The following is a 13,005-nucleotide window of genomic DNA, read 5'->3' as shown; positions in this document are numbered from 1 at the left end:
AAGCAATTTGCATGACGGCGCAGGCAGAGATGAGAGAAGCGAGAGAAGCCCAATATCAAGCAAGAAATCCATTCCCCTGCCCTGCTTGTGAAGAACGGCGGACAATATGAAGTACTTTATAAAAAATCAAGAAAAATTTTTGAGGTCGAAATCAAATGCACACGGTGAAATGAAAAATCCCCTGGCCGAATTCGACCGCGGGGATTTTTTGTTGGTGCCGAAGGGGGGATTCGAACCCCCACGGGCGTACGCCCACTGCGCCCTGAACGCAGCGCGTCTACCAGTTCCACCACTTCGGCAAATGGAATTTTTAAAGCGCGGCCAATGTATTAAAGCAGGCGGCGAAAGTCAACATTTTTGTTGGTCCCGTAAGGGGTGGAATAGAATAAACGATCCATGTGATCCATCGAAATACTCCATGTGCCATATCACATCCGGACGTTTTGTAAACGTTGATTTATTCCACCCCCTAAAAACCTTGATTTTGTTGGCTGCAAATGCTATGTTGCAGCCGTTTTTTGTTCAATGTCTGTCTGAAAATGTTCCAACCTCGGCTTGGCTGAGGTTTATTCATGCTTGTAGACTCGAGAACTCCCAAGCTTCCAGCAGCGGCCAAGCCGTTGCTGGAACACTCACTCATTAGGAATGCGCCGTCGCCCGGGCAGTCTTCATCCTGAAAAGACGTTTTTAATCTCATGAAAGCAACCGAAGGCCGCAAGCTTATCGCGCAAAACCGCAAAGCACGGCATGATTACGACATTCTCGCCACCTACGAAGCCGGTATTGTGTTGCACGGCACGGAGGTAAAAAGCCTGCGTGATGGCCGCGCCAATCTCAAAGATTCTTATGCCGCAGTGCATGAGGAAGAACTTTGGCTTTATGGCGTGCATATCAGTCCGTATTCGCACGGCAATATCAACAATCACGACCCTGAGCGCGACCGCAAGCTGCTGCTGCACCGCAACGAAATCCGGCGCCTCATCGGCAAAACCAAAGAAACCGGCTTGACGCTGGTGCCGCTGCAACTGTACTTCAAAAACGGCAAAGTGAAAGTGGAGTTGGCCCTGGCAAAAGGCAAGAAGCAATATGACAAACGCCAGGCCATTGCCAAACGCGACTCCGATCGCGAGTTGGCGCGCGCGTTTCGCGCGAAACACTAATCATGCTGCGCAAACGATTAAAAACATTTAAATAGGCTGGCTATTTTATAGAACCGCTAATCTGCACGAATTGACGCTAATTCTAATAAATTTGTGTCGATTAGTGATCATGTGCGGTTTTGAATGCAGGAAAGTGATTACGGCTCCTATCCAAAAAGTTCCCACGCCGTGAAGAACCAATAACCCAGAATAAATTTATGGCAAATGCTTTCGACATTCTCAAAGAGCGCGGTTTTGTGGAGCAAGTCTCAGACGAGGAACGGCTGCGCCAAATTCTAAATGAAAAAACGATAACCTGCTACGTCGGCTACGACGCCACGGCGACCAGTCTGCACGTCGGCAATCTGCTTTCAATAATGATGCTTGGACATTTACAGCGCGCCGGGCATCGTCCCATTGCTTTGCTCGGCGGCGGCACCACCATGATCGGCGATCCCAGCGGCAAAACCGAGTTGCGCAAAATGCTCACGCGCGAGCAGATCGTGGCCAACGGCCGGAGAATTCAGCAGCAATTTGGCCGGGTGCTGGATTTCGGCCCGGGCAAGGCCATGATGGTCGATAATGCCGAATGGCTGCTGGACTTGAATTACATCGAATTCTTGCGCGAGATTGGCCGGCATTTCAGCGTCAATCGCATGCTGGCTGCCGAAGCTTACAAACAACGCCTCGAAACCGGGCTCTCGTTTTTAGAATTCAATTATCAGATTTTGCAAGCGTATGATTTTTTAATGCTTAATCGCAAACACGGCTGTGTGCTGCAAATGGGCGGAAATGATCAATGGGGAAATATTTTGGCAGGCGTTGAGCTGATTCGCCGGGTGGAGAATAAAGAAGCATTTGCGCTCACCGCGCCGTTGCTCACAACTTCCGACGGCAAGAAGATGGGAAAAACAGCCGCGGGCGCCATTTGGCTCGATGCGGAAATGCTGTCACCGTACGATTTTTATCAGTATTGGATCAATGTGGATGATCGCGATGTGGTGCGCCTGCTACAGTTGTACACCTTTTTGCCAATGGCTGAGATTGCGCGATTCAAACAAGTGCAAGGCGCGGAACTACGCGAGGTCAAGGCCTTGCTTGCATTCGAAGTGACCAAGCTCATTCATGGCGAAGAGCAGACTCAAAAAGCTAAAAATGCGGCGCAAGCATTGTTCGGTGAGGCTGGCGATGATGCCAACATCCCGAAAGTCACGCTCAAAGCAGCGATGTTTGATAACGGCCTGGGTGTAATTGACCTTTTCCATGCTGCCGGAATTGTCGAATCAAAGAGCGAGGCTCGCAGATTGATACAGCAAGGCGGCGCTTACATAAATCGGAGAAGAATTGAGACGATTGATGAGCGTGTCAATATGGCAGATTTAGATAAAGGTGAGTTGCTTATCCGTGCGGGAAAGAAGCGCTATCAAAAGGTTGTCGTTGAGTAGATATCGATTTATTTTCGTTGAGTTAATGTCAATTAAACAGTGTTGCCATTGAATTTATGATTTGCTGGCAATGCTGTTTTTTATTTTATGACATATTTTCACTTTCGATTTTCTTAACGAATTGTAACAAAAAATTTCTCTTGCATCTGCAAACTGGAATGATTATAATCTGGCCGCATTTTTAAAATAAGTAAAAAGTGTTCACCAATAATTTTGTTGAAATGAGACAAACTACAACACACAAACTCCCATGGAGTCGCTCAAGAACATGAAGATTTAATTTATATAAAACATATATTTAAAATATATTTCATGTGTCTGATCGCGCCTTTTGAGGCGCGTTTTGTTTATCAGGATGATCGATTTTCGACCTATTTTAAAGATAAGTGAATCAGACTCGAACAGACATCGTAGAGAAATTGGTGCGAACAGAACGACTTAAGATTATAAAATACAATATATTTTGTAATTGGCACGTTATCTGCTATTGACAAGTACGTTGTTTGATTGAATCGCCAAACAGTTTTAGTTAATATATGTTTAGCCGGATTTTAGGTTAAGCAAAGCTGCAACAAGAACACGACAATTGATTAAGTTGAACATACTCACGGAGGAACAGATGTCAACAGGAGAAAATCAGGGAGGAAAATACGGTAAGCGCCGCATTTCTTCTAGAATCTTCCTGTATGGTATTTTGGTCTCGATCTGCCTTGTGGCAGCAGGCGTCAGCTTCAAGTACTACACCCTCTCCCAAATGCAAACCAGCAAGATCGGTGAGTTGGAGCGCGTGCTGCACGAACTGCGCGGCTCGATGAACGTCGATACCGTGCGGCAGTACAGTATTCAGAAAGTGATTGCCATCATCGACCGTTTCAATCCCCGGATGGAATCCAGCCTGAAATACGAGATCGCCAACACCGTTTACGAGATGAGTGTGAAATATCCCAATCTCGACATCGATCTCATTTGCGCCACGATCACGCACGAAAGCGGCCGCACCTGGAATCCGGAAGTGGTTTCGCATGCCGGCGCCATGGGCTTGATGCAGGTCATGCCGACCACCGGCATGTACGTCGCCTCTTACGAAGGCCTCAACTGGACCAAGCCGGAAGACGTGCTGTTCAACCCGATATTGAACATCCGCCTCGGCTGCCGCTACTTGTCGGCGCTGATCACGGAGTACGATCTCGATGGCGGCCTGGCTGCCTACAACGGCGGCGCGAAACGCGCAGCGATGTGGATCAAGGCCAATCGTGAAGACGGTATTTTGTGGGATGAAACCCAAAAATATATTCCCTCCGTCAAAAAACTTTATTCGGAATATCGCCTGATGACCATGTAATTGATACGATATTACAAAAACCCCAATTAACGAGGATGTTGATTGGGGTTTTTTGTTACAGATGTGCTTCGATGCCGGGTTGGCATCTGAACCTCAGCTTCCCCTAAAATTAAAACTCTGCAATATGTCAATTCCAGCTTGCATTTCATTGCGAATTCACTAAAATACGGCTCGCTTCCCGCCGCCTCGAATCCCTGATTTTGTTGTCCCAAACTCGTTTTTTGCCTCAACCAAACGGTGCAAGGATTATGGTCAAAAGGACAAAGCTGTTAGTGGCTGATGACGAGAAAGTCGTCCGGCATGTCTGCCAGTTGAGCCTGGAACGCAACGACTTCGAGGTGTACACCGCAGAAAACGGCTTGCTTGCCCTGGAAACGCTGCGCGATTTTCCCGGCATTGAAATCGTGTTGACGGACTTGAAGATGCCGGCGATGGACGGCATGGAATTGTTGAAGTCGATCAAGCGGGATTATCCGCATGTGGAAGTCATCATCATGACCGGATACGCCACCATCGAAGTGGCAATCGAAGCGCTCAAACTCGGCGCATTCGATTTTTTACTCAAACCGCTCAAAGCTGATCAAATTCGCCTGGCGGTGGGCAAGTGCCGAGATAAAATTCAACTCAGTCAGGAGAATTTTCTGCTCAAGCGCGCCAACGAGAAACTGCGGGAATTGCAGGTGTTGAAGGACAAGTTTATTGCGATCACCTCGCACGAGTTGCGCACGCCGGTCAGCCATCTCAAGGGTTATTTCGCCATTCTCACCGATGCGCGCGCCAACGATTTGAGCGACGAGGAAAAGGAAGATTGCATGCGCGTGATGCAAACCGCGGTTGCTGATTTGGAGCAAATCGTGACGGACATGACGAATCTCCTTTATCTCGAGCAAAAAGTCTGGCACCTGCGGCGTGAGTTGATCGATCTCAACGCGATTATCCGGCAAGTGGTGCAGGAATTCAAGCTGGCAGCAAATGCGCGGCGCCAGCAAGTGACGTGGGAAGCCGTTTTCAGAAATTGCAATGTCTACGCCGACCGCCTGAAAGTCAAATTGATGATCGCTGAACTGCTGCAAAATGCGATAAAATTCACGCCCGACGGCGGCGCGATTGAAATCACCTTGACGCACGATCACGAGTATTGGGTCATTGCGGTGAAAGACAGCGGGGTCGGCATTGAAACCGAAGAATTGGGAAAGATTTTCGAAAAATTTTATGAAGTGCAGAACTCGGATTTACACAGCTCGAGCGCAACGGGTTTTTTAGGCGGGGGTTTAGGCATCGGGCTGTCGCTGGCGCGCGCCATTGCCGAAGCACACGGCGGCGGCATCAAGGTTGCCAGTGCGCCGCAACAAGGCTCCACGTTTCAGGTGTTGCTGCCCATGAGCCGCGTGAATTCCCAGCCGAATATAGCCGAGCCGAATTTCTTGCCGTTCACTGCGACGCTGGCGGAAACATATGAGGCATAAGGGCTGGCGCAATAATCCGTCAATAAACAAAAAAACGCCTGACAATATTCGTCAGGCGTTTTTGTTTAGATTCGTGTTTTTTGAGTTAACGGCGATGGCCGCAAGCGAATTAATTAACTCGCCTCGACGATTACCGCAGCGCCTTGCCCGCCGCCGATGCAGGCCGTTGCCAAACCATATTTCTGCTTGCGCCGGCGCAACTCGTGCAGTAACGTCAACGTTAAGCGCGTGCCGCTGGCCGCCAGCGGATGCCCGATTGCAATCGCGCCGCCGTTGACATTCGTGATGTCGCGCGGCAAGCCCAACTCTTTTTCCACTGCCAAATATTGCGGAGCAAAGGCTTCATTCACTTCCACTAAATTCATCTGCTCGAGTTTCATGCCGGCACGATGCAAGGCATTGCGGCTCGCCGGCGCCGGGCCGATGCCCATGATGCTCGGCTCCACGCCGGCAAAGCCCCAATTCACCAAACGCCCGATCGCTTGTAAGCCGCGTTTTTCTGCGGCTGCGGCAGTCATCATGACCATCGCGGCAGCGCCATCAACAATGCCGCTGGCGTTGCCGGCGGTAATCGTGCCGTCCTTCTTGAAATAAGGCGCAAGCTTCGCCAGCGTTTCCAGCGTTGTCTCCGGGCGCGGGTGTTCGTCGCGGCTGAATATTGTGATGCTGCCTTTCTTGCCCGGCAACTCCACCGGCACAACTTCGTCCGCAAATTTTCCGCTTTCCCATGCCGCTGCTGTAAGTTGCTGGCTGCGCAAAGCAAACTCGTCGCAAGCGCGTCGCGTAATGCCATATTGATCTGCAAGATTCTCACCGGTCTGCGCCATGGTGAAGCCACACTGGGCGTCGAGCAGCGATTCCCATAGATAATCTTCCAACTTGCCGGCATTCAAGCGCAATCCCCAGCGCGCCCCGCGAATGACGTGCGGCGCCTGGCTCATGCTCTCCGCGCCTCCCACTAAAACCACTTCAGCCTCGCCGAGCATCAACATGCGCGCGCCCTGCACAATTGCTTCAAAGCCTGAGCCGCACAAGCGGTTGACGGTGAGCGCCGGCGTTTCTATGCGGCAGCCGGATTGCAAACCAATGTGCCGCGCAATATAGATCGCGTCCTGGGATGTTTGCATGACATTCCCAAAAATCACATGCTCGACCTCTGCAGCAGCAACGCCCGCCCGGGCCAGCGCCGCTTTCGCGGCGATAACACCGAGTTGAGTGGCGGTTAAGTCTTTAAGCATTCCGCCGAATGCGCCGAACGGCGTGCGTACGCCGCTGAGAAAAACAATCTCCCGTGTAATCATGAAGGCCTCGTGATCGTTGAAAAGGTTTTGTTTGCGGCGAGCAATTTTACAACTCGGGCAAAATAGCAAAAAAGGAGTTGGTTGTAAAGCAAAACATTGTCGTGGAGAGTTGGCAGCGCTGTCTCAGGTTGGTGTGACGCAACAGAGCGTGTTTATGGGGCTATAAGCTAGGGGAACGTTTGTTTGCCTCGTTTTTCGCCGCGTCATGCGCATATAAATTTTCTTTGACATTCGCTTTCGTTCTGGTTATCTTTTGAACCGATTTACAGGAATTTATGGAGAAATGATGCCGCTAAAGCCTGTTGCTATCGTTCCGCAAGATTTAGTGTTGGTTCACATCGAACATAAGCCCGCATTTTTTGCGCGCGTGGAAGACATTAACCCAGACCTCAAGCGCAACTGGTGGCAGGTGACGTTGTTTGTTCTGGCATTGCCCATGAAGATTGTTACATGGACGATCGACGATGACCAGATACGGGGGGCGGAGTTTACCATGGGTGGAACGCCTGTGCGTATCGAAAAAGTGACGCCGCCAAGCCGGGCCTCCGAGGAAATGGAGCCGGTTGCAACTGAAACCTCAACAGCGAGCGTTCATCCGATCGAGCAGAAACAGGCGCGCATTCTGGCATTCAAAAAAGTTGTCGAGTAGCTCCGTTGTTGTAGCATCAGGGAATTGATCATGAATTCCTTACGGTCGAGGAGGGAAAGATGAGAGCTTCCGGTGTTGCCTTGGCGACGCTGGTGACATTGACTTCGGCGGCGCTGGTTTACCATCGCGCCAACACCGCGGTGGCAACGCAGTGGGTAAGTTATGAAAGCGGCGCTGATACGGTGCATGCCGTGGTCGCTTTGCCGGAAGGCAAAGGCCCGTTTCCAGCAATCATTTTGGTTCATGAATGGTGGGGTTTGAATGATTGGGTGCAGGCCAATGCCAAGAAACTGGCACAGCAAGGCTATTTGACGCTTTCCATCGATCTTTATCGCGGCGCCGTTGCCGACAATCAGGCCACGGCGCACGAGCTAAGTCGAGGCTTGCCTGACGATCGCGCCGTTCGCGATCTCAAGGCAGCATTTGCCTATCTCCGCACCCGGCCGGACGTCGAACGGACTCGCATTGCCAGCCTGGGCTGGTGTATGGGCGGCAGTTACTCCCTCCAGGCAGCGGCGCATATTCCCGACCTCGCTGCGTGCGTGGTCAACTACGGGCGATTGATCACCGACGAACAACTTCTTGGTCAAATTAATGCTCCGGTTCTCGGCATTTTCGGGGGCAAGGATAAAGGCATTCCCGTGAAAACCGTGCGCGCGTTTGAGAAGCAATGCAAACAGCTCGAAAAGGAGGTCACCATTCATGTTTACGCCAAATCCGGCCATGCCTTTATGAACGAAAACAACAAAGACGGCTACAATCCCGATGATGCCGCCGATGCTTGGGATAAAACCACGGCTTTTTTGGCGGAACATTTGAAAAAGTAAGGCATGAAATAGCAGCAAACAATCTTGATACGATGTGACAGACTGGAGAAGCGGCTGATCCACCCGCGTACAATGCCATTACTTTATAAACGCATATATTGTGGGTTGTGATTTTGCCGGATGAAATTTCCAGTGACGCAGCCAGAATCCGAAAAAAGTTGAACATTATGATACCAACACCTGTGCAACATAAATTGCCCCACCCGAAATGAGATCATACCCGAGCTAGGCTCAGACGCGTTCATCTCACAATTCTAAAACTCGACAGTTTAGCAGGGCTGCAGGAGAGGTATTTCAAGGCCGGAATCAGGGCTTTGAGGGTAGGCGGTTTTTTGTTGTTACCGGCGATTAGCACAAGGAGGAAAACTTGAAAATCGGAATTCCCAAAGAAACCTGGGAAGGCGAAACACGCGTGGCGTTGATTCCAGCTTTGGTCGGTATGCTCAAAAAAAAGCAGCACGAGATTCTGGTCGAAACCGGCGCGGGCGTTGCCGCCTCTTTTTCAGATGAACAGTATCAATCTGCCGGCGCGACGATCGTGCGTGACGCGGCAGAGTTGTATCGTGCGAGCGACATCATTTTCAAAGTTCAACCGCCGCAAAAGCATGCTGCCAGCGGCAAACACGAAGTGGAGTTGATGCGCAGCGGCGCGGCATTTATCGGCTTCCTGGATCCGTCAAATCAACGCGAAACCATTTCGTTGCTCGCGAAGCAAGGCATTACCAGTTTCGCGATGGAGTATATTCCGCGCATCACGCGCGCGCAGAGCATGGATGCGCTCAGCTCGATGGCCACCGTCGCGGGTTACAAAGCCGTGCTCATCGCGGCGCAGCAACTCGGCAAATTCTTCCCGCTCTTAATGACAGCCGCAGGCACCATTCCGCCGGCGACGGTGTTGATTCTCGGCGCGGGAGTCGCGGGGTTGCAGGCGATTGCCACCGCCAAACGTCTGGGCGCGAAAGTCGAGGCCTTCGATCCGCGCCTGGCTGTGAAAGAACAAGTCATGAGCCTCGGCGCGCAATTCGTTGAAATGGAAATGCCCAAAGATGCGGAAACGGCCGGCGGTTATGCCAAGGAACAATCGGAAGAATTTCTGCGCAAAGAACGCGAGGCCATTGCCGCGCGCCTGCCGAAGGTCGATGTTGTGATCACCACCGCGCAAGTATTCGGCAAACGCTCGCCGCTGCTGATTACCACGGAAATGGTGCAGATGATGCGCGCCGGCAGCGTGATTGTCGATTTGGCTGCGGCACAAGGCGGCAATTGCGAGTTGACGCAACCGAACAAGATGATCGAGAAGCACGGCGTCACGATTTACGGCGCGGTCAATCTCGTCGCCACTGTGCCCGTGCACGCCAGTCAAATGTACGCAAAGAATGTCACGAATTTGTTTTTACATCTTTATCAAGCCGCTGACAGCAAACTCAATTTTCAAGACGAGATTACCAAAGGCGCCTGCCTCACGCATGACGGTGAGATCGTCAACAGCATGGTGAAGCAAGCCATGCAAACCGAAGGAAGCAAACCATGACTGAGACTCTGATCGTTTCAATTTATGTTTTCGTGCTTGCCACGTTCATTGGCGTCGAGATCATCAGTAAGGTGCCGCCACTGCTGCACACGCCGTTGATGTCCGGCTCGAACGCGATTTCAGGCATTACACTGGTCGGGTCGTTAATCGCTGCCGGAGAAGGCCACGCCGGGTTGAGCGTTTATCTCGGCATGTTTGCCGTCATCATGGCAACGATTAATGTGGTTGGCGGATTTCTCGTCACCGACCGCATGCTTAAAATGTTCAAAAAAGATCAGATCAAGCGTGCGGATTAGATGCCGGCATCAGATTTCAGATTACCAAAATCCGAAACCTGGCATGAGACGGTTTTGTAAAGTATTGCCACGTTGACAAGGGCTTTTTGTATAACAGTCATTTCGCTTGATCCGGTTTCGCCCTGCCGGAATGGAATTCGTCGAAGGTTGGGCGAATCCCGGGGCAAAAGGTTTTAGAATTTTATTTGAAGTTGGAGAAATTAAGCGCCCTGTCCCAATACCTTTCTTTGAATTGGAATGAATGCCCGGGCATGGCACGCGGGCATGACTGCACGGGAGGTTTTAGGATCGGCATTATTGTGAGGAAGGGAAGATTATGCATGTGATCGTCAAGTTGAGTTATTTGTTGGCATCCGTGTTGTTCATTCTAGGGTTGAAGCTGCTCAGTTCGCCCAAAACCGCGCGCCGCGGCAATCTTTATGGCGCGCTCGGCATGCTGCTCGCGGTAGTGGTTACGCTCACCGATCAAAAGATCATCGACTTTACCTATATTTTCGCCGGGCTGCTGCTCGGATCAGCCGTGGGTGTTTGGCTGGCAAAGAAAATCGAAATGACGGCAATGCCGCAGATGGTGGGCGTGCTGAATGGTTTTGGCGGCGGCGCTTCGGCGCTTGTCGCCTATGCCGAGTATCTGCGCATGGGAGAAACAGCCGGCGCGGTCAGCCTGGATGTTTACATTACGATCGTGCTTGGTTTGCTGATCGGCTCGGTGACGTTCGTGGGTAGCATGGTGGCGGCGGCCAAACTGCAAGGCACGATGCGCAGCGCGCCGATTCTTTATCCCATGCAAAAGCAAATTAACGCGGCGCTGCTGCTGATCATCATCGTGTTGGGCGCGCTTTTCGTGCTCGATCCCTCGCGCAATTTTGCTCTCGTCATTATCATCGCCCTCGCTGCCGTGCTCGGCGTCACCAGCGTCATTCCCATCGGCGGCGCAGACATGCCGGTGGTCATTTCGCTGATGAACTCGTATTCCGGCCTCGCCGGCGCGATGACGGGCTTTATCATTTCGAACGATGTGTTGATCATCAGCGGCACGCTCGTGGGCACCTCCGGCTTGATTCTCACCGACATCATGTGCAAAGCGATGAACCGCTCGCTCGGTAACGTTTTGTTTGCGGGCGTGGGCGCAGATTATCAAGCCGCGACAACGCAAACGGAAAAGCGCACCGTGGTGCGCTATACCGCCGCCGATGCCGCCATGATTTTTGACAGCGCGCAATCGGTGATTATCGTGCCGGGCTACGGTTTGGCGGTGGCGCAAGCCCAGCATGTTTTGCAGGAACTCGCAAAAATGCTGATGGAACGCGGCGTGACCGTGCGTTATGCCATTCATCCCGTGGCGGGCCGCATGCCCGGCCACATGAACGTTTTGCTCGCGGAAGCGAATGTGCCGTATGATCTGCTGGTGGAAATGGATCAAATCAACGATGATTTTCAGAACACGGATGTCGCGTTGGTGATCGGCGCGAACGATGTCATCAATCCGGCGGCGCGCACGAAAAAAGACAGCCCGCTCTACGGCATGCCGATTCTCAACGTCGATTATGCGCGTACCGTCATGATCGTCAAGCGCAGCCTGGGCTCCGGTTTTGCCGGCGAAGACAATGAATTGTTCTACGATCAAAAAACCATGATGCTGTTCGGCGACGCCAAGCAGATGGTAACGGATTTAGTGAGGGCGTTGAAGGAATGATTTATAAAAAGCCGGGCGTGTGCCTGTGAAGCTGCGAGAGATTAACTCGTCTTGTTATGCACGTGCCTGGTTTTCCACAAATTTATCTGCATTTACTCTTCATCCTATTTCACCAGCGTCAGTTTTTGTTGTAACACGCGCCCGCCGCTGTACAAATTTATAAAATAAACCCCCGCGCTCACCGTTCTGCCGCGTTCATCCTTGCCGTTCCACGCGACGGTATGTTCCCCTGCGTTTGCAACACGATCCACTAGCCTCATCACACGTTGTCCCAGCATATTCGTGAGGTCAACACGCACGGCTGCTTGCGCCGGCAAACGCTAGGCAATCTGGAGGGCGCCGTTTGTTCCGGACAACAACGCCGCGGGGTATGGATTAGGATAGCTTGGCAACAAATATAAGTCCTGTGGCGGCTGACTTGCCGGTTGCTCGTTCTCCTCAGCGCTGGTGCTGGCTTTCTGCAAAAAAAAGTCCAATTGCGTTGCCGCGTTAGCAGAGAGAGTGGTCACTAACGTATCCGCAAGATAGCCTAACGCATCAGCAGCCACGAGCACCTCACCATTCTTGAACCACGGAATTTCATAGCCGCCGGAAGCTTCGCTGCGGGTCGTGGCATATTCCTCGGGAAAATAAACGTATGCGCCGGCAATCGCAGCGCCGGTAACCGCATCTCTCACGTTGCCGGTAAGATTGGCCGGCGGATGTTGGTCGAATTCGAAAATATGCAAACCCAGGCTCATGTCGCTCGCATAAATGTATTTCGAGTAGGGATACATGCCCCACGTCGAGGCAAAACCGCCGCACGGCGTAGCACCGTCGAGATCATACGCAGCGACTTCGACCGGTTTGGTGGGGTCGTTGATATCGATAATGCGAATGCCGTCGCAATAATAACTCATATAAGCATAGCGGCCGCGCACATAAACATTGTGCACCGTGGCGCCCGGCCGGGTTTCATAGGTTGCCACAAGATTGAGTCCGCCTGCCGGCTGAGCGTCCCAAATTTTGATATTGTGCGCCGTTTGCCCGACTTCATCTGTCGTGAGGACATAGCGTTCGTCTTCCGTGGGCCAGGAGTTGTGCGTGCCGGCGCCCGGATAAAAAACCGTGGCGATATTGCGCGGTGAAGTTGGATTCTTAACATCGGCAAGCCATAGCCCGGCGGGCGTGAAGATAAAGGCTGCATAGAGCTTGCCGCGAATGACAGTATTGTCGTGTGAGCGGCCGAATCCATTGTTGATCACGCCTTTGCGCACGAAATTTTTCTTGTCTGTGATGTCGAGCACGGTGATGCCAGGCGCGAAGTAGTCGGC

12 protein-coding genes and 1 tRNA gene are annotated in these 13,005 nt (G+C 51.8%); 9 read left to right on the top strand and 4 right to left on the bottom strand.

Annotated features, from left to right (window positions below):
• Positions 1–212: 212 nt before the first annotated feature.
• Positions 213–299, bottom strand: a tRNA-Leu gene (locus FBQ85_16600).
• Between the two features lie 396 nt (positions 300–695).
• Between FBQ85_16600 and smpB the strand changes: the two genes are divergently transcribed.
• From smpB to FBQ85_16580, 4 genes are all read left to right on the top strand, one after another.
• On the top strand, positions 696–1,160 hold the full coding sequence (gene smpB, locus FBQ85_16595; protein MDL1876766.1) for an SsrA-binding protein SmpB: 465 nt from the start codon (positions 696–698) through the stop codon (positions 1,158–1,160).
• Positions 1,161–1,357: 197 nt separating this feature from the next.
• On the top strand, positions 1,358–2,584 hold the full coding sequence (locus FBQ85_16590; GenBank protein ID MDL1876765.1) for a tyrosine--tRNA ligase: 1,227 nt from the start codon (positions 1,358–1,360) through the stop codon (positions 2,582–2,584).
• A 619-nt stretch (positions 2,585–3,203) separates the two neighbouring features.
• Entirely contained in the window at positions 3,204–3,926 is a 723-nt protein-coding gene (locus tag FBQ85_16585) for a lytic transglycosylase domain-containing protein (protein ID MDL1876764.1), read from the top strand.
• 248 nt (positions 3,927–4,174) lie between these two features.
• Entirely contained in the window at positions 4,175–5,392 is a 1,218-nt protein-coding gene (locus FBQ85_16580) for a response regulator (protein MDL1876763.1), read from the top strand.
• Positions 5,393–5,505: 113 nt separating this feature from the next.
• Here FBQ85_16580 and FBQ85_16575 read toward each other — a convergent pair whose 3' ends face one another.
• Positions 5,506–6,693, bottom strand: coding sequence for an acetyl-CoA C-acetyltransferase (locus FBQ85_16575; GenBank protein MDL1876762.1), 1,188 nt, complete (start codon positions 6,691–6,693; stop codon positions 5,506–5,508).
• Positions 6,694–6,976: 283 nt separating this feature from the next.
• Here FBQ85_16575 and FBQ85_16570 point away from each other — a divergent pair, with 283 nt between their 5' ends.
• The 5 genes from FBQ85_16570 to FBQ85_16550 all read left to right on the top strand — a co-directional run bounded on the left by FBQ85_16570 (position 6,977) and on the right by FBQ85_16550 (position 11,692).
• Positions 6,977–7,342: a hypothetical protein gene (locus FBQ85_16570; protein ID MDL1876761.1), complete on the top strand. Its 366-nt coding sequence runs from the start codon at positions 6,977–6,979 to the stop codon at positions 7,340–7,342.
• A gap of 59 nt (positions 7,343–7,401) precedes the next feature.
• Complete coding sequence (locus FBQ85_16565; protein ID MDL1876760.1) at positions 7,402–8,169, top strand: dienelactone hydrolase family protein; 768 nt, start codon at positions 7,402–7,404, stop codon at positions 8,167–8,169.
• Between the two features lie 367 nt (positions 8,170–8,536).
• A complete protein-coding gene (locus FBQ85_16560; GenBank protein ID MDL1876759.1) occupies positions 8,537–9,700 on the top strand; it encodes a Re/Si-specific NAD(P)(+) transhydrogenase subunit alpha in 1,164 nt (387 codons plus the stop codon).
• A complete protein-coding gene (locus tag FBQ85_16555; GenBank protein ID MDL1876758.1) occupies positions 9,697–9,996 on the top strand; it encodes an NAD(P) transhydrogenase subunit alpha in 300 nt (99 codons plus the stop codon). The genes FBQ85_16560 and FBQ85_16555 overlap by 4 nt, the downstream gene beginning before the upstream one ends.
• A 316-nt stretch (positions 9,997–10,312) precedes the next feature.
• The gene (locus FBQ85_16550) at positions 10,313–11,692 is read left to right on the top strand and encodes an NAD(P)(+) transhydrogenase (Re/Si-specific) subunit beta (GenBank protein ID MDL1876757.1); all 1,380 of its coding nucleotides are present in this window, start codon (positions 10,313–10,315) and stop codon (positions 11,690–11,692) included.
• 104 nt (positions 11,693–11,796) lie between these two features.
• On the opposite strand, the gene FBQ85_16545 is transcribed toward FBQ85_16550, so the two are convergent.
• Positions 11,797–11,991, bottom strand: coding sequence for a T9SS type A sorting domain-containing protein (locus tag FBQ85_16545; protein ID MDL1876756.1), 195 nt, complete (start codon positions 11,989–11,991; stop codon positions 11,797–11,799).
• Positions 11,992–12,012: 21 nt separating this feature from the next.
• Positions 12,013–13,005, bottom strand: a 993-nt coding sequence (locus tag FBQ85_16540) for a hypothetical protein (GenBank protein MDL1876755.1), incomplete at its 5' end; no start/stop codon positions are given.

Source organism: Cytophagia bacterium CHB2 (assembly GCA_030263535.1).
Lineage (GTDB): Bacteria > Zhuqueibacterota > Zhuqueibacteria > Zhuqueibacterales > Zhuqueibacteraceae > Coneutiohabitans.
This window is presented reverse-complemented; position numbering and strand designations above follow the sequence as displayed.

Excerpts from the sequence above, each read along its gene's own strand:
- FBQ85_16550 (MDL1876757.1), top strand. The coding sequence starts at position 10,313 with ATGCATGTGATCGTCAAGTTGAGTTATTTGTTGGCATCCGTGTTGTTC.
- FBQ85_16555 (MDL1876758.1), top strand. The coding sequence starts at position 9,697 with ATGACTGAGACTCTGATCGTTTCAATTTATGTTTTCGTGCTTGCCACG.
- FBQ85_16580 (MDL1876763.1), top strand. The coding sequence starts at position 4,175 with ATGGTCAAAAGGACAAAGCTGTTAGTGGCTGATGACGAGAAAGTCGTC.
- FBQ85_16575 (MDL1876762.1), bottom strand. The coding sequence starts at position 6,693 with ATGATTACACGGGAGATTGTTTTTCTCAGCGGCGTACGCACGCCGTTC.
- FBQ85_16590 (MDL1876765.1), top strand. The coding sequence starts at position 1,358 with ATGGCAAATGCTTTCGACATTCTCAAAGAGCGCGGTTTTGTGGAGCAA.
- smpB (MDL1876766.1), top strand. The coding sequence starts at position 696 with ATGAAAGCAACCGAAGGCCGCAAGCTTATCGCGCAAAACCGCAAAGCA.
- FBQ85_16570 (MDL1876761.1), top strand. The coding sequence starts at position 6,977 with ATGATGCCGCTAAAGCCTGTTGCTATCGTTCCGCAAGATTTAGTGTTG.
- FBQ85_16585 (MDL1876764.1), top strand. The coding sequence starts at position 3,204 with ATGTCAACAGGAGAAAATCAGGGAGGAAAATACGGTAAGCGCCGCATT.
- FBQ85_16565 (MDL1876760.1), top strand. The coding sequence starts at position 7,402 with ATGAGAGCTTCCGGTGTTGCCTTGGCGACGCTGGTGACATTGACTTCG.